At 73.8% G+C, this 19,307-nt stretch carries 14 protein-coding genes; 8 read left to right on the plus strand and 6 right to left on the minus strand.

The features are described from left to right. Positions 1-44 precede the first annotated feature (44 nt). A complete protein-coding gene (locus ACQEVZ_RS41775; protein WP_433378062.1) occupies positions 45-770 on the minus strand; it encodes a helix-turn-helix domain-containing protein in 726 nt (241 codons plus the stop codon). A gap of 220 nt (positions 771-990) precedes the next feature. Here ACQEVZ_RS41775 and ACQEVZ_RS41780 point away from each other — a divergent pair, with 220 nt between their 5' ends. The 3 genes from ACQEVZ_RS41780 to ACQEVZ_RS41790 all read left to right on the plus strand — a co-directional run bounded on the left by ACQEVZ_RS41780 (position 991) and on the right by ACQEVZ_RS41790 (position 3,519). Further along, positions 991-1,641, plus strand: a complete 651-nt coding sequence (locus tag ACQEVZ_RS41780; RefSeq protein WP_433378065.1) for a DUF4097 family beta strand repeat-containing protein — start codon at positions 991-993, stop codon at positions 1,639-1,641. Between the two features lie 323 nt (positions 1,642-1,964). Further along, entirely contained in the window at positions 1,965-3,077 is a 1,113-nt protein-coding gene (locus ACQEVZ_RS41785; protein ID WP_433378068.1) for an MFS transporter, read from the plus strand. A gap of 16 nt (positions 3,078-3,093) precedes the next feature. Beyond that, entirely contained in the window at positions 3,094-3,519 is a 426-nt protein-coding gene (locus ACQEVZ_RS41790) for a hypothetical protein (protein ID WP_433378071.1), read from the plus strand. Positions 3,520-3,545: 26 nt separating this feature from the next. Here the strand turns inward: ACQEVZ_RS41790 and ACQEVZ_RS41795 are convergent, their stop codons facing one another. Beyond that, positions 3,546-4,199 (minus strand): hypothetical protein, encoded by a 654-nt coding sequence (locus tag ACQEVZ_RS41795; RefSeq protein WP_433378074.1) that lies wholly within the window; start codon positions 4,197-4,199, stop codon positions 3,546-3,548. A gap of 127 nt (positions 4,200-4,326) precedes the next feature. Here ACQEVZ_RS41795 and ACQEVZ_RS41800 point away from each other — a divergent pair, with 127 nt between their 5' ends. Further along, positions 4,327-5,595 carry an MFS transporter gene (locus tag ACQEVZ_RS41800; RefSeq protein ID WP_433378077.1) on the plus strand — a complete coding sequence of 423 codons (1,269 nt, stop codon included), beginning with the start codon at positions 4,327-4,329 and terminating at the stop codon, positions 5,593-5,595. A 47-nt stretch (positions 5,596-5,642) separates the two neighbouring features. On the opposite strand, the gene ACQEVZ_RS41805 is transcribed toward ACQEVZ_RS41800, so the two are convergent. The 3 genes from ACQEVZ_RS41805 to ACQEVZ_RS41815 all read right to left on the minus strand — a co-directional run bounded on the left by ACQEVZ_RS41805 (position 5,643) and on the right by ACQEVZ_RS41815 (position 10,800). Beyond that, positions 5,643-10,094 carry an HAD-IC family P-type ATPase gene (locus ACQEVZ_RS41805; protein ID WP_433378080.1) on the minus strand — a complete coding sequence of 1,484 codons (4,452 nt, stop codon included), beginning with the start codon at positions 10,092-10,094 and terminating at the stop codon, positions 5,643-5,645. Positions 10,095-10,098: 4 nt separating this feature from the next. Further along, complete coding sequence (locus ACQEVZ_RS41810) at positions 10,099-10,533, minus strand: hypothetical protein (RefSeq protein WP_433378082.1); 435 nt, start codon at positions 10,531-10,533, stop codon at positions 10,099-10,101. 96 nt (positions 10,534-10,629) lie between these two features. Further along, positions 10,630-10,800 carry a hypothetical protein gene (locus ACQEVZ_RS41815; RefSeq protein ID WP_433378084.1) on the minus strand — a complete coding sequence of 57 codons (171 nt, stop codon included), beginning with the start codon at positions 10,798-10,800 and terminating at the stop codon, positions 10,630-10,632. Positions 10,801-10,876: 76 nt separating this feature from the next. Here ACQEVZ_RS41815 and ACQEVZ_RS41820 point away from each other — a divergent pair, with 76 nt between their 5' ends. Both ACQEVZ_RS41820 and ACQEVZ_RS41825 read left to right on the plus strand, forming a co-directional pair. Then, a complete protein-coding gene (locus tag ACQEVZ_RS41820) occupies positions 10,877-12,502 on the plus strand; it encodes a chitinase (RefSeq protein WP_433378087.1) in 1,626 nt (541 codons plus the stop codon). Between the two features lie 32 nt (positions 12,503-12,534). Beyond that, a complete protein-coding gene (locus tag ACQEVZ_RS41825; protein WP_354890526.1) occupies positions 12,535-13,329 on the plus strand; it encodes a serine hydrolase domain-containing protein in 795 nt (264 codons plus the stop codon). A 99-nt stretch (positions 13,330-13,428) separates the two neighbouring features. On the opposite strand, the gene ACQEVZ_RS41830 is transcribed toward ACQEVZ_RS41825, so the two are convergent. Next, a complete protein-coding gene (locus ACQEVZ_RS41830) occupies positions 13,429-15,357 on the minus strand; it encodes a S8 family serine peptidase (RefSeq protein ID WP_433378091.1) in 1,929 nt (642 codons plus the stop codon). 215 nt (positions 15,358-15,572) lie between these two features. On the opposite strand from ACQEVZ_RS41830, the gene ACQEVZ_RS41835 reads away from it, so the two are divergent. Then, entirely contained in the window at positions 15,573-16,931 is a 1,359-nt protein-coding gene (locus tag ACQEVZ_RS41835; RefSeq protein WP_433378094.1) for a dihydrolipoyl dehydrogenase family protein, read from the plus strand. 105 nt (positions 16,932-17,036) lie between these two features. After that, complete coding sequence (locus ACQEVZ_RS41840; RefSeq protein WP_433378097.1) at positions 17,037-19,307, plus strand: putative bifunctional diguanylate cyclase/phosphodiesterase; 2,271 nt, start codon at positions 17,037-17,039, stop codon at positions 19,305-19,307.

A 19,307-nucleotide genomic window follows, 5' to 3' on the forward strand; every position in this document is an offset into this window, starting at 1 on the left:
GAGACCCTACTCCGGACGCCCGCCGCGGCTCGACCGGCGCGGCGTCAGTGCGTGTCCGGCTTCGTGTGGAGGATCTCGCGGACCTGTTCGGCGGCGCGGAGGATGCTCTCGCTGATGAAGTCGCTGAAGCGGGCGATGTTCTCGAGGCGGACGGCGGCGGGGCTGCCCTGGCCGAGGACGGCGACGCCCTGGCGGGCGGTGGCGGCCACCTGGCCGATGCCGTGGGCGCTGGCGATCGTCGACTGGTACCAGACGTCGTCGTCGACGAAGTAGCGCTCGCGGCGGCGGTCGTCGCGTTCGCGGCGGATGAGGCCCTGCTGCTCGAGGAACGCGATGGCCTTGGACACCGACGCCGGGCTGATCTGCAGGTGCTGGACGAGCTGCGCGGCGGTGAGGCTGCCGGCGTCGGCGATGAAGAGGCAGGTCAGCACCCGGGCCACCATCTTCGGCAGGCCCTGCTGCATCAGCAGGGTGGTGAAGGTCTCCTCGTATTCGCGGACCGCGCCGTCGTCGCGTCCGTTGCCCTGGGCGAGGGCCCGCGGTCCGGCGGATGGTGCCTGCCGGCGGCGGCGGCGGTGGGCGCGGCGTTCGGTGGCGCGGTGGGCGAGGTCGGCGCGGTACGCGGTGGGGCCGCCGTTGCGCATCACCTCACGCGTGATGGTCGACGTGGGGCGGTCGAGGCGCCGGGCGATCTCCGCGTAGGCGAGGCTGTCGGCGAGCCCGCCGGCGATCTGCTGCCGCTCCTGCTGTGTGAGCCTGCCTCCCGGCACCGCCGTCTCCCTTCGTGCGATACGTCCAGCGTAGCGTTCGCCGACAGTCCAATGCAACGCAACGAGTGCAACGCATTGCGTTAGCCGTACACCCAATGCAACGAATTCAGTGCGTTGAACTGCGAAAATGTGGGACGGACGCAACGAAGACGTTGCTCGAAGTGCGAACGCAAAGTAGCGTTTCTGGTGTTGGAAAGAACAACGACACGAGGAGAACGCCATGCAGCAGTTCGACAGCCCCGCCGCCGTCACCGCCGTCCTGGAGGTCCCCGCCGGCCGGATCCAGGTCATCGCGGCCGACCGGGCCGACACCACCGTCGAGGTGCTTCCCGCCGACGCGGGCAAGCGGCGCGACGTGCAGTCGGCCGAGCAGACCCAGGTGGAGTTCGGCGACGGTGTCCTGCGGGTCAAGGCCCCCGCCGGCAGCTCGGCCGGGTCGGTCGAGGTGACGGTGCGGGTCCCCGCCGGCTCGCGGGTCGAGGTGAAGGCCGCCGCCACCGAGTTCCGGGGTGTCGGCCGGCTCGGCGACGTCGCCGCCGAAGGCCTGTACCGCGCGGTGAAGCTCGACGAGGCGGCGAGCGCGCGCCTGTCCGCCCACGACGGCGACGTCACGGTCGGGCGGCTCACCGGGCCGGCCGAGATCAGCACCATGCGGGGCGACATCAACGTCGCCGAGGCCGTGCGCGGCGCGGTCGTCCTGCGCACCCAGATGGGCGACGTGACCGTCCGCGCCGCCGCCGGCGTCGACGCCTCCCTGGACGCCGGCACGGGCCACGGCCGGGTGCACAACGCGCTCAAGAACGCCGGCACCCCCGAGCTGACCATCCACGCCACCACCGCCCACGGCGACATCGACGCCCGCAGCCTCTGAACGACGAAAACGACGAAAGACGCCCGCAGCCCCTGAACCCCGCACACACCCGAGGGAGACGCCATGAACGGCACGATGAACAGCGCGACCTGGACCGGCATGATCCCGGTCGACGACACCGCCCTCGCCGCCACCGAAGAAGGACTTCCGGGCCGTCGCCGACGCGGCGCGGGACGTCGCGGGGCTCTAGGGTGGCGGCGTGGCAGGACGCATCGAGCTGAGTCGGTTCAACCGGCTGTGGGCGGCCGCCGCCGCGGGCAACCTCGGCGACGGCGTGTACCGGGTCGCGATCCTGCTGCTCGCCGCGGCTGACCAGCGACCCGGTGGCGTTCTCCGCGCTGACGGCCCTCGGGTTCGTGCCGTGGCTGCTGCTCGGGCTGCCCGCGGGCGTCCTCGTCGACCGGTATGACCGGCGGCGGCTGGCGCTGCTCGTCGGGATCGTGCGCACCGCGGTCCTGGCGGCACTGCTCGCGGCCGTCGCCACCGACACGATGTCGTTGTGGCTGCTGTACGGCGTGGTCGTCGTCCTCGGCGCGGGCGAGACGGTGTACGACACGTCGGTCCTGTCGATGGTGCCGGCCGTCGTCGAGCGGGACCGCCTCGAGGCCGCCAACGGCCGGCTGCAGGGCGCGGACATGCTCGTCCAGAGCTTCGTCGCCCCGCCCATCGCGAGCGCAGTGTTCGCGGTCACCGCGAGCGGAGCGTTCGGCGTCAACGTCGCCTGCTACGCGATCGCCGCGGCGCTCATGCTCGCGCTGCCCGGCACGTACCGCGCCGCCCAGGGCGACGGGACCGCGCCGATGGGGCGGGCGATCGGCGAGGCGCTGCGGTTCGTGCGCGGCCACCCCGTCCACCGCGCGATGCTCTCCGTGGTGATCGGGCTCGGGTTCGCCAACGCGATGGCCACCGCCCTCGTCGCGCTGTGGACCCGGGAGACCCTCGACGTGCCCGAGGCCGCGTTCGGCGCGTTCCTGCTGACCGCCTCCGTCGGCGGGCTCGTCGGCAGCCAGACCGCCGCCCGGGTCGCGGGACGCACCGGCCGCGGGCGGGCGATGGTCCTCGCGGCGACCGTCACCGGCCTCGGGATGCTCCTCGCGGCCGCGACCCGGAACATGTACGTGGCGGCGTTCGCGTGGGCGCTGACCGGGTGGGCGATCCTGGTGTGGAACGTCGTCTACGGGTCGCTGCGGCAGCGCCTGACCCCGGACGCGCTGCTCGGCCGCACGATCGGCGTCTACCGGGTCGTAGCCTGGGGCGTCATGCCGCTGGGCGCGCTCGCCGGTGGCCTGCTCGCGGACGCCGGCGACCTGCGGACCCCGATCCTCGTCGCGGCCCTGTTGACCCTCGCCGCCGGCGGGTACGCCGCGTCGGCCCTCACCAACGCCCGCATCGATGCGGCGGTCGCCGAGGCCGATGTCGCGAGCGCCCGGCCGTGAGTGGTAGAACCTGCGGATGGGGTACTCCGTGCGGCCCACGGGCAGGCTGCACCTGCCGGCCGCGGACGACGTCGCCGCCGCCACCGCGATCAGGGCCGCGCTGGCCGTGCGGGACGGCTGGTTCAGCGAGGAGATCTGTCCGGACGCGGGCACGGTCGCCGACCTCGCCTGGGTGGGTGCGGCGCAGGTCGTGCGGGACGGTGATTGGATCGAGTTCGCGCGGGACGAGCAGGGCGACGCGAAGTGGTCGGAGCAGGCGACCGCGTTCTACGTGGAGCTGGCGCCGTTCGTCCGCGCCGGCACGGTCAGCTGCACCGGCGAGGACGGCTCCACCTGGGCCTATGCGTACGCCGACGGCAAGATCACGCAGCAGGGCTGGAACGCCTGGGACTGCTCCCTGGAGCCGTTCGGCGAGCCCGTGTACCCGTGGCGCGAAACCTGACGTGGCCCCGGCGCGAAACCTGACGCTCAGCCGTGGTCGCGGCGCAGCGTGAGCTGGAGCGCCCCGGTCGGCGGCGCCGGCTCGGAGCCGTAGGACGCCAGCAGGGTGCACGACAGCGGCGCGTCCGGCGCGGTGATCCGGTGGGCGGTCACGTGCGCGGAGTCCCAGTGGACGCGGGGCACGTCGCCGCTGGGGCCGAAGCAGGCGTCGAGCTCCGCCCGGGTCAGGGTCGGCTCGACGAAGTGGATGACGACCGCGGACAGCCCCGCCCGGTCGAAGGACAGCTCGAGGCGCGCGGTGCCGGGCGGGCTCGGCTGCACGAACAGCCGGCCGAAGTCGTCCTGCGTCGGTGCGGGCAGCCCCAGCAGCGCGGCGACCTCGGCGGGGTGCTCGGTGGTGACGCCGCAGATCCGCCGCGCCCAGGTCCACAACAGGTCGGTGGTGATCGGCCGGGCGATCAGGTCCAGCAGGTGCGCCGGCGCCGGCGGGCGGCGCCACACGGTGGGCCAGTCGTCGAGGTCGACCATCTCGGATCCGTCGACGATGAGGGTGTACAGCGGCTCCGCCGGGAAGTCGTTGACCCGCACGGTGAGGCTGCGCCCGTCGATCTCGGCGTGGTAGGGGAACTCGCCGTCACCCGAGTGCTCCCACCGGATGGGTGTGGCGATCAGGTCGCTCATCGCACGGGTCCTCAAGCAGCTGGGCAAAGCGGACCTGAACAGCGTATGGGGTGTCCGCAAGCCCACACTTGAGGGGCGTCACACCTGCCCCTGTTCAGGCGGCGACAGGGCTAACGTCAGTCCCGCTATGCGTCGTCATCTGATGTGGGTCATCGGGCTCACCGCGTACATCATCGCGGTCTTCCACCGCTCGTCGCTCGGGGTCGCCGGGGTCGCCGCAGCGGACCGGTTCGGGGTCGGCACGTCGCTGCTGGCGCTGCTGTCCGTGGCGCAGCTGGCCGTGTACGCGGGCATGCAGATCCCGGTCGGGGTCCTGCTGGACCGGTTCGGGTCGCGGCGCATGCTCGTCGGCGGCGGGCTGCTCATGGTCGCCGGGCAGCTGCTGTTCGCCTACGCGCACGACATCGGGCCGGCGGTCGCGGCCCGCGTGCTGATCGGCGTCGGCGATGCGATGACGTTCATCAGCGTCCTGCGGGTCGTCGCGCTGTGGTATCCGCCGCGCCGCAACCCGCTGATGGTGCAGCTCACCGGCATGGTCGGGCAGCTCGGTGCGCTGTCGTCGGCGGTGCCGCTGGTCGTGCTGCTGCGCGACGCGGGCTGGACCGCCACGTTCCTCGGCGCGGCCGCGCTCGGCGCCGCCGCGATCGCGCTCGTGGCAGTGAGTCTGCGGGACTCACCGGTACAGGAGCCGCAAAAGCCAGCGGTGTCGGACCGGGCCCTGAAGGCGTCGTGGGAGCATCCGGGCACGCGGCTCGGGCTGTGGACGCACTTCGTGTCGTCGTTCTCCGGCAGCGTGTTCGCGCTGCTGTGGGGCTATCCGTTCCTGACGCAGGGGGAGGGCCTCGCCCCGGCGACCGCCGCGCTGTTGCTGTCGCTGCTGACCGTCGGCGGCATCGTGCTCGGCCCCGTCGTCGGGCACTTCTGCGGCCGGTTGCCCTACCACCGCTCGACCCTGGTCCTGGCGATCGTCGGGAGCTCGGCGCTCGCCTGGGCGGTCGTGCTGCTGTGGCCGGGCCGTGCCCCCGTCGCGGTGCTCACCGTCCTGGTCCTGGTGCTCGCGGTGAACGGTCCCGGCTCCATGATCGGCTTCGACTACGCCCGCTCGTTCAACCCGGCGGCCCGCATCGGCGGCGCGACCGGCATCGTCAACGTGGGCGGGTTCGTCGCCTCGATCCTGGTCATCATCGCCATCGGCGTGCTGCTGGACGCACAGACCCCGGCCGGCGCCGCCCACCCGTCGCTGCCGGCGTTCAAGTGGGCCTTCGCCGTCCAGTACGTGTTGTGGGCCCTCGGCGCCGCCCAGGTCTGGCGCTACCGGCGCACGACCCGCCGCGCCATCCCGCCGGAGCATCTCGCCGCCATGCGCCGCGGCGACCCCCTCCCCGCCGTCGGCTGACGTCCGCCCGGTCCGGGCGCACCGGGCCGGCTTCAGTGGGGCCGGCGTCAGTGGGGGTGCGGGGCCAGCACGTGGGCGGGCAGCACGCGCCCGGCGAGTTCGGCCAGGCGCTCCGGGTGCAGCGCCTCCGTGAGCCGCGCCGTCAGCTCCGGCGGCAGCCGGCGCGCCAGTACGGGGGCCGCCGCGGAGGCGAGCATCGTGGTGGTCGCGGCGGTGGTGGCGATGCCCCAGCCGACCGGGCCCAGCGGGGTGCAGCCGAAGAACTGGCTCAGGCCGGGGGTCTGGACGACGCCGGCCAGCACGGCGGCGGAGCCGAGGCTCGCGACGAGGACGCCGGGGCTGGTCCACCCGACGAGCAGGGTCTGGCCGAGCTGCGTGCCGACCAGCGCGGCCAGCGCGACGGTGCGGGCCCGCACACCGCGGCCGCTGAGGGTGGCGGCGGCGACCCACGCGCCGGTCGCGCCGGTGACGGTGGCCGCCGCGCGCAGCGCGATGTCGTGGGTCAGCGCGGCGCCGAGCGAGGCCTCCGGGCCCTCGCGCAGCAGCACGCCGTTGGCGCCGGAGTCCGGCCGGCGCAGCGCGACCGCCAGGGCCGGCGCGAGGTCGGTGAGGAGGTTGACCAGCAGCAGCTGCCGGGCGTTGAGCGGTGAGGCGCCGGTGAGGGAGGCGCCGAGGACGGTGAAGCCGATCTCCCCGAGGTTGCCGCCGACGAGGATGCCGAGCGCCTCCCGCACGGCCCGCCACATGGCGCGGCCCTCGACCAGCGCGGCGATGATGGTCTCCAGGCGGTCGTCGGTGACGACGAGGTCGGCGGCGGCCCGGGCGGCGGGGGTGCCGCGCTGGCCGAGCGCGATGCCGACGTCGGCGAGGCGGATGGCTGGGGCGTCGTTGGCGCCGTCACCCGTCATCGCCACGACCCGCTGGTTGGCCTGGAAGGCCTGCACCACCCGGACCTTGTGCGCCGGCGTGCCGCGGGCGACCACCGCGATGTTGGGCACGAGGTCGCGCAGCGCCCGGTCGTCCAGGGCGTCGATGTCGGCGCCGGTGACGACCCGGTGCCCGTTGAGCAGGCCGAGCTCGCCGGCGATGGTCTCAGCGGTGGCGGGGTGGTCCCCGGTGATCATGACGATCTGCGCGCCGGCCGTGCGCAGCTCGTCCAGCGAGGCGCCGGCGGTCGAGCGCACCGGGTCGGCGAGGGCGAGGAAGCCGAGGAAGCACAGCCGGGCCACGGCGTCGTCGGTCAGGTCACCCTCCGCGGGGCTGTGGGTCTCGGCCACGGCGAGGACGCGGAAACCCTGCCGGGTGAGCCGCTCCAGCTGCTGGCGGACGCGGCGGCGGCCGGCGCCGGTGAGCGGCCGCTCCTCGCGGGGGGCGGTGCGCCAGGTGGTGCAGCGGGCCAGCACGAGCTCGGGCGCGCCCTTGACGGACAGCAGGCGGCCGGCGGTCGTCGTCGCGGCCGTGGCGTGGTACGCGCGGCTGGGCTCGAACGGCAGCGTCGTGTGCGCCTGCCAGCCCGGCGCGCCGGCGGACTCGTCGACGGCCGCGTCCTCCGCGCCGCCGCGCACGGCGCGGTCGGTGATGTGGGGCAGCGGCTGGCCGCCGGCGGGGGCGGGGGTGGCGCGCAGGCCGGCGGCGAGCACCGCCCGGTGCGCCGGGTCCAGGCCGTCCACCGGCCGGATCGTGGCGGCGTCGGCGACGGCCGCCAGCCGGATGTGGCCCTGGGTCAGAGTGCCGGTCTTGTCGAAGCACAGCACGTCCACCCGGCCCAGCGCCTCGATCGTCCGGGCGTTGCGGACCAGCGCGCCCTGCCGGGACAGCCGGCGGGCCGCGGCCAGCTGTGCGGCGCTGACCAGGAACGGCAGCCCTTCCGGGACGCTGGCGACGGCCAGTCCCACGCCGGCGCCGATGGTGTCGCGCACCGGACGGCCGCGCAGCAGCCCGGCGGCCATGACGGCGGCGCCCGAGCCCAGCGCGATCGGCAGCGTGGTGTGGGTGATCTGCCCGAGCCGCGCCTCCACGCCGGTGGCCGGTGCCGCCTGGGCGGCGGTGGCCATGCTGCGACCGGCCTCGGTCGCCGCCCCGGTGGCGACCACGACGCCGACGGCCCGGCCGGCCGTCACCGTCGAGCCCTCGTACACCATGCAGGTGCGGTCGGCGACATCGGCGGCGAGGACCGGTTCGGTGCGCTTGGCCACCGGCATCGACTCGCCCGTCAGTGAGGACTCGTCCATCTCCAGGGCCTGCGCCTCGATGAGCCGGCAGTCGGCGGGCATGACGTCGCCGGGCGCCAGCTGGACGACGTCGCCGGGCACCAGCTGGTCGGCGGGCAGGCGCACCGGCCGGTCGTCGCGGCGGACCGTGGCCATCACCGCCGAGCGGGCCAGCAGCTCCGCGACGGCACGGTCGGTCACCGTCTTCTGGACCGCGCCGACCACCGCGCCGATGCCGCTGGCGCCCAGCACGATGCCGGCGTCGACCAGGGAACCGATCGCCGCGGACAGGGCCGCGCCGCCGGCGAGGATCGGGGTCAGCGGGTTGGCCAGCTCCTCGGCGAAGGAGCGCATGAGGCTGGGCCTGGGCTGGCTGATCTGCGCGTCGGGACGGTGCCGGCGCAGCGCCGCCCGGGTGGGCAGCCCGCCGCCGGTGGATTCGAGCAGCTTCAGGACCTTGCCGGCGGGCAGCGCATGCCACGCGGTGCTGGACACGGGCGGCGAGATGGGCCGGCGGGCGAGCTCGGCGGCCGCCCACACGCCCTGCACCACGGACAGGGCGGCGGCGCCGTTGACGGCGAGCAGGGCCCGGCGGGCCGCGCCCCGGGGCGCGCCGGTGATCGTGGTGATCGCGCCGATCGCGGAGCCGGACTCGGCCAGGCGGACGCCGTGCCGGCCGACCCGCCGGGCGACGTCGATCGCGTCGATGAGCAGGGCGGCGGTCTCCAGGACGTCGCCGGCCAGCACGTGCGCGCCCCAGGGCGGCCGGGCGTCCGGCCCGTGCACGCCGATGCCGACGTCGGCGCCGGCCAGCGCGGCGGCCTGATCGGAGACCAGCAGCACCACGTGACCGTCGGCCTGCAGCTCGCGGACGTTGCCGAGCAGGTGCCCACGGCCGGGAATGTCGCCGGCGTCGATCCGCTCGGCCCCGCTGGGGCGGCCGCCGGCGAAGATCAGCCTGGTGCCGCTGCGCCGCGCCGCCGCGATGAGCGCGTCGGCGCTGGCTGCCGGTTGGGGCACGAGGCTCACCAGCGCCTCGAGCCGGGTGCCGTGTGCGAGCCCGAGCACGTGCGCGGCGCCGTCACGGTGCAGGCGCTGCCGCGTCCGGACGCCGGTCCGGCCGCGCAGCCGCAACTGGTCGACCGGTCCGAGCAGCCAGCCGTCCTGCTCCACCGGCTGGTCGGTCGCCTCGGCGCTGAACAGCCGTTGGGCCTGGAGGCGGACCCCCTCCGGGTCGGCGCCGGGCAGGGGATGCACCTCCTGGACCATGAGCCGGCCCGTGGTCAGGACGGCCGGGTCGAGGATCACCGTGTCGACGCGGTCGAGCAGGCGCAGGACGCGCGGGTCCATCACGTGCGCGCGGCGGCCGGCGAGCGTGCGGCCCAGCTGCGCGGCGAAGGACTCCCGCCCGGCCCCGGGGGCCTTGGGCAGGCCGGCCACCGCGATCGCGGCGGCCCGCCCGGCGCCACCGGCGGCCAGCGCGACGCCGGCCGCCCCGGCGCCGACGGCGACGCTGCGCGGCGCGTAGTGCTCGACGATCCCGTCGGGCAGGGGGCTGGGCCGTTCGGTGACGACCGGGTCGGCGGCGGCCCGCTGGGGCGTGCGCAGCAGCGCCGGCTCGGCGCGCCAGGCGTCGCGCCTGGCCCGGGCCTCGGCCAACTGGCCGACGCGCACGGCCGCGTCCACGCCCAGCCCGGAGACGCCCCCGACCAGGCCCTGCGCCGCGGCGTTGCTGAGCGCGAGCACGGAGTCGGTCCGGTCGCGGCCGAGCGCCCGTTCGAGGACTGCCCGCAGCTTCGGCTGGGTGTCGACGAAGGGGACGAGGGAGGCGGCCTCGACGGCGCCGGGCACGTGCCGGGCGATGCGGCCGAAGGTGGCGACCACGAGGCCGGCGGCGTCGGCGACCAGGGCCGTGGCGGCCCGCTCCAGGGGCGCGGGGTGATCCGGTGCCGGCGCACGGTCGGCCGGCCCGTCGTGGATGCCGGGGTACCGCTCCCGCACCGCCCGCACCGCCGCGGTGAGCTGCGCGCGGGTGGGCGCGGGCCGGGTGACGCCCAGCACGACCCGCTGCAACGGGGCGTTGACCACCGCCCACGAGACGCCAGGCACCTGCCGCAGCGCGGTGCTCAGCGCCGTCCGGTATTCGGCCGTGTCCGGGCGGCCGACGCCCGGGGCGTCGACGGCGACGCGGTCGGTGGTCACCGGCCCGCCCGGGGACCGGCCGGTGGCGGCGCGGGCCGCCCCGGCCACCAGCCGGGACGGGGTCCGCACCAGGTCGAGCAGCGCCACCTGGCTAGACCTTTTCCAGCGCCTCGCCGAATTCGTGCACGACCTTGTTGCGCCGGTTCGTCGCCAGCGTGTGGCCGGCCGCTACGACGACGGCCACCGGCCATTCGATGGCGCCCAGCACGGCCAGGACGCCGATGCCGCCCAGGAAGGCGAGCTCGTCGGCCGGGGGCAGCTGGACGGTGCCCAGCTTCGGCACGCTCAGGTGGGTGCTGTTGTGGTCGGTGACCTGATGGGCGGCCGTCCGCATGGGGTGGGCGGCCGCGCCGTCGGTGCCGTGCGGCCGTGCCGTCGCTTCGGCGCGACGGGTGCGCCGGGCGCGGGGTGCGGCCTTGGTCTGCGTTGGCTCCGCCGTGGCGGCTTCAGCGCCCTTCGGCTGGGCCGTCGCATCGTCCTTGCGGGTCCGCCGGGTGCGGGGAGCGGCCTTGGTCTGCGTGGTCATGGCGACCTCCTTAGGCCCAGGTTCTGAGCAGGCAGCTACCCGCGCGGGTTGGAGGTAAACGGCAGATGAACAGCGCAAGGCCGATCGAGCGCCGGGTCAGGCGGCCGGGTTCCAGGTGGCGACCCGGGCGACCGCCTGCTTCGCGGCCCGCTCGGGGTGCGGCTTCGGTGCGTCGCCCCACAACCCGCCCCACAGCGACCATCCGGTGCGTTTCGGCAGCACCACGACCGTCGGCCAGAGCATGTTGTCGTGGAACAGGTTGTCCATGCCGATCATTTCACCACTGGACAGGAACAGTAAAGAAACCTAATAATGGCGAGCACCGTCGATGGAGGACACCCCCATGAAGCGCAAGCGCATAGCGCTCATCCTCGGCGCCGCGACCCTGCTGGTGACCGGTTTGCTCGTCACGACCAACGCCTACGCCGCCAACCTGCTGACCAACCCCGGGTTCGAGAGCGGAAACCTGTCCGGGTGGTCCTGTACCGGCACCGGGTCCGGGGCCGTGACCAGCCCGGTCCACTCCGGGTCCTACGCGCTCAACGGCAACGCCACCGCGTCCGACACCGCCCAGTGCACGCAGACCGTCGCCGTCCAGCCGAGCACCGCCTACACGCTCACCGGCTGGGTCCGCGGCTCCTACGTGTACCTCGGCATCACCGGCGGCGCGTCCACCTGGACCAGCGGGACCGCCTACAGCAAGCTCACCGTGCCGTTCACCACCGCCGCCGGCCAGACGTCGGTGCAGGTGTTCATCCACGGCTGGTACGGCACCGGCGCGTACCAGGCCGACGACATCTCCCTCGACGGCCCCGGCGGTCAGCCGAGCCCGACGACCGCGTCGCCCACGACGAGCAAGAGCCCGAGCGCCAGCCCGTCGCCGTCGAAGTCGCCCTCGAAGTCGCCGTCCACGTCGCCGTCGCCGTCCACGTCCCAGCCGCCGGTCACCGGGCTGCCGAAGCACGCGCTCATCGGCTACCTGCACGCCAGCTTCGCCAACGGCTCCGGTTACGTGCGGATGGCCGACATCCCGGCCGCCTGGGACATCATCAACCTGTCGTTCGGCGAGCCGACCTCGGTGACGTCCGGCGACATCCGGTTCAACCGCTGCCCGGTCGCCGAGTGCCCGAACGTCGAGTCCGACGCCGAGTTCCTCGCCGCGATCAAGGCGAAGCAGGCCCAGGGCAAGAAGGTCCTGATCTCCATCGGTGGCCAGAACGGCCAGGTGCAGCTCACCACCGCAGGCGCCCGCGACGCGTTCGTCAACTCGGTCAGCGCGATCATCGACCGGTGGGGCCTGGACGGCCTCGACATCGACTTCGAGGGCCACTCGCTCTACCTGAACGCCGGTGACGCCGACTTCCGCAACCCGACGACCCCGGTCGTGGTGAACCTGATCTCCGCGCTCAAGTCGCTGAAGGCGAAGTACGGCACGAAGTTCGTGCTGACGATGGCGCCGGAGACGTTCTTCGTGCAGCTCGGCTACCAGTTCTACGGCGGCACGACCCAGGGCGACAACCGGGCCGGGTCCTACCTGCCGGTCATCCACGCGGTGCGGGACTTCCTCACCGTGCTGCACGTCCAGGACTACAACTCCGGCCCGATCACCGGCCTGGACAACCAGTACCACCAGATGGGCGGCGCCGACTTCCACATCGCGATGACCGACATGATGAAGGCCGGCTTCCCGGTCGCGAACACCGGCCAGACGTTCCCGGGGCTGCGCGAGGACCAGATCGCCTTCGGCGTGCCGGCGGCGGTCAGCGCGGGCAACGGCTACGTCGCCCCCGCGGTCGTCCAGGCCGCCGTGAACTGCCTCGTCAAGGGCACCGGCTGCGGCGGGTACACCCTGCGCGGCGGCACCTCGCCCAACTTCCGCGGCCTGATGACCTGGTCCATCAACTGGGACCGGTACTACTCCTGGGAGTTCATGAACACCCAGGAGCCGTTCCTGAACGCCCTGCCGTAACGACCCGGCCGCGCTGCCGTAGGTTCGAGAGCGTGAGCGCACTTGATCTCGTCAGCACCTGGCCAGTCACCACCGCATCGGTCGCGGTCGTGGGTCCCGAAGGGATCCGCGACCGCACCGGTCCGGACGACCCCCTGCCGTGGGCGTCCGTCACGAAACTGCTGACGGCGCTCACGGTGCTCGTCGCGGTCGACAAGGGCGACGTCCTGCTCGACGAGCCCGCCGGCCCGGAGGGCGCCACGGTCCGGCACCTGCTGGCCCACACCTCCGGGGTCGCGTTCGACGACGACACGCAGGTCGCCGCGCCCGGCCGGAAACGGATCTACTCCAACCGCGGGTTCGAGCTGCTCGCCGACTTCGTGCTGACCCGCACCGGCGGCACGTTCGCGGAGCTGCTCACCGAGTCGGTGCTGCGACCGCTCGGCATGGGCGGCACCACCCTGGAAGGCTCGCCCGCCGCCGGGGCGCGGGGGCCGCTGTCGGACCTGGCCCTGCTCGGCCAGGAGCTCCTGGACCCGGCGCTGGTCCCGGACCTGATGCCGGAGGCCGTCACCGTCCAGTTCCCGGGGGTCTCCGGTGTACTGCCGGGCTTCGGCCGTCAGGACCCGAACGACTGGGGGCTGGGCTTCGAGATCCGCGACGGCAAGTCGCCGCACTGGACGGGGTCGCGCAACTCGCCCGCCACATACGGTCACTTCGGCCGCTCCGGCACGTTCCTGTGGGTCGACCCGGTCGCCGGCCTCGCCTGCGCCTGCCTGACCGACCGCGACTTCGGCGAGTGGTCCGCCGAGGTGTGGCCCGTGCTGTCGGACGCCGTCCTCGGGTAGCGGCACTCGGGTAACGGCACTCGGGTAGCAGCACTTGGGTAACGGCACGAAGGGCGCCCCCGTGGGTGAGGGCGCCCTTCGTTTTTCGGGAGGCTACGACTAGCTGGACGTCGCCCAGTCGTCGGCGGACCAGTAGTGGCCGCTCCAGTAGTGCCCGGACCAGTAGTGGCCGGTCCAGTACTGCTCGGACCACTCCGGGTCGCTCCAGGAGCCGGTGCCGGTCCACGGCGAGCCCTGCCACGAGGCCGCGGCCCAGGTGCGCGACGTCGACGGCGGGACCCAGCGCTGGTTGTCCTGGTCACCGCAGTCCCAGATCTGCAGTTGGGTGCCGTTGGCGGAGTTCCATTCGGTCACGTCGAGGCACTTGCTCGCGTTGACGTTGACCAGCTGGCGGGCGGTGTTGACCCGCCACTGCTGGGCCGGCGTGCCGTTGCAGTCGTAGAGCTGGACCTTCGTGCCGTTGGCGGTGCCGGCGCCCGTGACGTCCAGGCACTTGCCGAGCGCCTGCGCGCTGCCGTCAGCGGCCAGGACCCAGTACTGCGCCGGCGTGTTGTTGCAGTCGTACAGCTGGACCGGCGTGCCGTTGATGCTCTGCCGGTTCTGCACGTCGATGCACTTGCCCGCGTAGCCGGTGACCTGGCCGGTGCCGCCCGTGCCGCCCGCACCCGTCCAGGTGTCGCCGGCCAGGCGGTACCCCATCCACATGCCGCCGTTCCAGGACGTCTTCTGCGCGGCGAGGCTGGCCCACGCGGTGCCGTTGAACGGGCCGAAGATCGACTGCTCGCCCTTGAGCTCGATGTTGTTGAACGACAGGTGGTTGCCGCCCCGGGTGGTCTCCAGCGAGCCGGTGCCGGTGCCCTTGGTGAGGCTCTGCGTGGCCGACGGGGTGGCCGCGGCGACGGCGGCGGAGACGTTGAGCTCCTTCAGGCCCTTGGCCGCGGCGGTGCCGGTCGTCAGCGTCGTCGCGGTGGACGTCAGCAGCTTCTTCACCTGGTCGGGGGTCAGCGACGGCCGCTGCTGCAGCAGCAGCGCCACGGCGGAGGCGGTGACGGCCGCGGCCTGCGACGTGCCGCTGCCCTTGAAGCCCGTGTCGCCGACCCGCGCCGACGTGTACTGCTGGTCGATGTTGGAGCCCGGGTCGCGCAGGGAGACGATCGACGTGCCCGGCGCCAGGATGTCGAGCTTGCGGGCCGCGTTGGAGTTGTTGGTGTACGAGGCGAGGTCGTCGTCGGTCGTGGCGATGGTGTTGTTCGTGGTCGACGCGCCGACGGCGAGCACGAACGGGTCCATCGCCGGGTTCGTGAGCGCGGTGGTGGTGTTGCCGTCGTTGCCGGCGGCGACGACGACCACGATGCCGGCCTGCCAGGCCTGCTCGACGGCGTACATCAGCGGGTCCACGGTCGAGGCCGACATCCCGCTGGTGCCGTAGCTGAGGTTGAGCACCCGGATCGGGCTCGCCGGGTCGTGGTTGCGGTTCTGCACGACCCAGTCGATCGCGGCGATCATCTGCGACACGTCGTTGGCGCCGGTCGCGGTGCCGACCTTGACGGAGGTCACCTTCGCCTTCGGGGCCAGGCCGATCGTGCCGGACGCCGCGTCGTTGCCGACCATGATGCCGGCCATGTGCGTGCCGTGGCCGAACGTGTCCAGGTAGCGCAGCTGGCCCGACTGCGACTCGAACGACAGGTCCGGGCCGTTGACGACCTGCGCCGCCGGCAGCCCGGCGACCGGGGCGACCCCCGTGTCGATCAGCGCGATGCCGACCCCCTGACCGGTCAGCGACGCCGCCGCGCCGCTGTCGGCCTTGATGATCGACCGCACGCTCTTGACCGTGGTGCCTGCGCCGGCCGGCCACTCGTCGGCCGACCAGCCACCGCCCAACCGGCTCCCGCCGGCCGGCTCCGGGCTGGTCACGGCGGCGGCGGGACCGCCGACCCCGAGCAGCCCCAACGACGTCGCGACGGCCACCAGCCCCGACGCGCCAGCGCGCAGTCGACGGCGGCCCGTCATCGGCTTCATCATCCGCATCTCCCCATCCATGGAGCACGAACGCACTCACTCCATGCGTTCGAGTCACCACGATGAGGTGCCATACACCGAAAGTCACTGGCCCATCACCAGAATGCCCCGATCGCCCGACAGGGTTTCTGACCTGCTGTCATACCTCTCGGCACGGCACGCCCCGGTCACCCGACACGGCTTTGTAAGGGTTCCGGCGGGCGATGCGCCCTAGGGTGAGGACCATGGCGGAAACCGTGGACGTGATCGTGGTCGGGCTCGGAGTCGGCGGCGAGGAGGTCGCCGGCCGGCTCGCCGAGGCGGGACTGACCGTGGTGGGGATCGAGGGGCGGCTCGTCGGCGGCGAGTGCCCGTACTGGGGCTGCGTGCCGAGCAAGATGATGATCCGGGCCGGCAACGCGCTCGCCGAGGCCCGCCGCGTGCCCGGCCTCGCCGGCACCGCCGAGGTGCGCGCCGACTGGGCGCCGGTCGCCCGCCGGATCCGCGAGGAGGCCACCGACTCGTGGGACGACAAGGTCGCCGTCGACCGCCTGGTCGGCAAGGGCGTCACCTTCGTCCGCGGCTGGGCGTCCGTGACGGGTCCGGACGAGGTCACGGTCGGCGACCGGGTGTTCCACGCGACCCGCGGCATCGTGATCGGCACCGGGACCGAGCCGGCGATCCCGCCGATCGACGGCCTCGCCGGCACCCCGCTGTGGACCAACCGCGAGGCGATCGAGGCCGCCACCCTGCCCGAGTCGCTGATCGTGCTGGGCGGCGGCGCGATCGGCGTCGAGCTCGCCCAGGTCTTCGCCCGCTTCGGCGTGACGGTCACCGTCGTCGAGGCCGCCGACCGCCTCCTCGCCCTCGAGGAGCCGGAGTCCTCCGACCTCGCCCGCGACGCGCTCACCCGCGACGGCGTCACCGTCCACGTCAGCGCGAAGGCGTCGTCGGTACGCCATGACGACACCGGATTCACGGTGACCCTCGGCGACGGCTCCACGGTCACCGCGGCGAAGCTCCTCGTCGCGACCGGCCGGAAGGTCGACCTGTCCAGGCTCGGCGTCGACAGGCTCGGCCTCGACCCCACCGCCCGCGCCGTCACCGTCGACGACCGGATGCGCGCCGCCGGCCGGGTCTGGGCCGTCGGCGACGTGACCGGCCACGGCGCGTTCACCCACATGGCGATGTACCAGGCGGGCATCGCCGTCCGCGACATCCTCGGCCAGGACGGCCCGCCCGCCGACTACCGCGCGACGCCGCGGGTCACGTTCACCGACCCGGAGATCGGCGCCGTCGGCCTCACCGCCGCCCAGGCCCGCGAGTCCGGACTGCGGGTCAGGGTCGGCACCGGCCAGGTCCCGTCGTCGTCCCGCGGCTGGATCCACAAGCTCGGCAACGAGGGCTTCATCAAGCTCGTCGAGGACGCCGACCGCGGGGTCCTCGTCGGCGCCACCTCCGCCGGCCCGGTCGGCGGCGAGGTCCTGTCCGCCCTCGCGGTCGCCGTCCACGCCCAGGTCCCGGTCGACACCCTCCGCCACATGATCTACGCCTACCCGACCTTCCACCGCGGCATCGAGGACGCCCTGCGCGACCTGCGCTGACCTTCCCAACCGGCGGTCCTGCCCGCGCGGCCTGCGCGGATCTCCTCAACCGGCAGTCGCGGCGGCCGATAGGACGCGCACCACGACTTGGCTGGAGGGGGCAGGGTGAGCCTTCGCCGCGACCGGCTCTGGCTGGTGTTCCTCGGTCTCGGCCTGCTGTGCACCACCCTGTTCGCCGCCGGGGTCGCACCCGACCTCGCCTCCGCGGTCATCGGCGTGGCGTGCGTCCTGGCGTGGGGGCTCGGCCCCCGGCTGCACGACGTGCGCCCCCGGCGGCCGTGGCGGATGATGACGGCCGCCGCGGTGTTCTTCATCAGCGGGATCCTCCTGCGGTCGATGCTGGTCGAGCAGCCGGCGCCGGTCGCGCAGATCGGCGACGCGTTCACCGTCTGCGGGTTCGGGTTCTTCATCGCGGCCCTCGTCACGTTCCTCAACCGGTGGGGCATGGACCGGCGGGCGCTGCTCGACGGGCTCATCGTGTGCATCGGCGCGGCGCTCACCTCGACGCTGCTGTTCGTCGTGCCGGCCGCGACGGTCCCGGGCCGGCCGCTCGTCGTGACTCTGATCGCCGGGCTGTACCCGCTGCTGGACACCGTCACGGTGCTGCTCGTCACCAACCTGGCGTTCACCACGGCCGTGCGCCAGCCGGCGTTCGTCCTGCTCGGCGGCATGATGGTGCTGATGTTCTGCGGCGACCTCGGCTTCGCGATCATCGGCCGGCACGGCGAGGTCACCGGGCCGCCGCTGATGGACCTGCCGTTCCTGCTCGCGTTCACGCTCGGCGGCGCCGCCGCGCTGCACCCGACCGCGCGGGCCCTCGCCCGGGCGACGCCGCTGCCGATCCAGGCGTGGTCGCTGCCGAGGATGCTGGTCATCGGGCCGGCAGTGGCGGCGCCGTTCATCCTCACCGTCACCCTCGGCGCCGACACCACGGCGCTGCGCTGGACGCTCGGCCTCGGCGGCGCCGCGATCGTCGCGCTGCTGCTGGTGCGGGCGGCCGACGCGGTGCACAGCCACGCCGCCGCGCAGCGCAGCTTCGAGCACCAGGCGACCCACGACCCGCTCACCGGCCTGCCCAACCGGCGGATGCTCACCCTCATGGTCGAGCGGCTGCTGAGCGAGGAGCGGCCGGAGCGCGGCGCCGGCGTGTGGATGTTCTACCTCGACCTCGACGGGTTCAAGCTGGTCAACGACTCGTGGGGGCACCCGGCCGGGGACCAGCTCATCGTCGACGTCGGCACCCGGCTGCGGCTGGCGCTGCCGCCGGCGGCGACGATCGCGCGGGTCGGCGGCGACGAGTTCGTCGTCGTGCAGCGCTGCACCGAGCCGGAGGCGATGGCCAACGCCCGGCGGATCATGGAGTGCGTGGAGCACCCGCTCGTCGTGGTGACCGCCGACGGCGGCACCGCGGACGTCGTCATCGGCGCGTCGATGGGGATCGTGCAGTCCACCAGGGGCTCGGACCAGGCCGACACGCTCATGCGGGACGCCGACACCGCCATGTACCGGGCGAAGGCGGCCGGCCGCAACCGGTGGACCGTGTTCGACGCCTCGATGCGCGACGCGGTCCGCGAGCGGGTCGAGATCGAGGTCGCGCTGCGCGCCGCCGTCGCCCAGGAGCAGCTCAGCATCGCCTACCAGCCGATCATCGCGATGGACACCGACCGCCCCGCCGGCGCCGAGGCACTGTGCCGCTGGCAGCACCCCGTCCGCGGCTGGATCGGGCCCAACATGTTCATCGCCGTCGCCGAGGACTCCAACCTGATCTCAGCGCTCGGCGCGTGGGTGCTGCGCGAGTCCGTGCGGCAGCTCGCCGCCTGGCGCGCCGACGGCGTCGTCGACGACGACTTCTGGATGTCGGTGAACGTGTCGCCCCGGCAGCTCGGCGACCCGGCGTTCGCGGAGCGCCTCGGCGCCACCCTGCGCCAGGCGAGAGTGCCCGCCGCCAACCTGGTCCTGGAGATCACCGAGTCGGTGATGGTCGAGGGCAGCGACCTCACCGAACGGGTCCTCGTCGAGCTGCGGGCGCTGGGTGTACGGATCTCCGTCGACGACTTCGGCACCGGGTTCTCCGCGCTCGGCTACCTGCGCCGCCACCCCGTCACCGGGGTGAAGATCGACCGGTCGTTCGTCAACGGGCTCGGCACCAGCGTCGAGGACGAGGAGATCGTCCGGGCGGTCGTGGCGATGAGCAGCGCCCTGCACCTGGCCGTCGTCGCCGAGGGCGTCGAGACCCGGGCCCAGCGTGAGGTCCTCGTCGCGCTGGGGGTGCCGCTGGCACAGGGCTGGCTGTGGGGCAAGGCGGTCGACCCCGCCACGTTCGCCGCCACGTGGGCGGTCCGCGTGGCGACGACCGGTGCCGTTCGGTCAAACTGA

The sequence above is a fragment of the Dactylosporangium sp. CA-152071 genome, assembly GCF_050936335.1.
GTDB lineage: Bacteria > Actinomycetota > Actinomycetes > Mycobacteriales > Micromonosporaceae > Dactylosporangium > Dactylosporangium maewongense.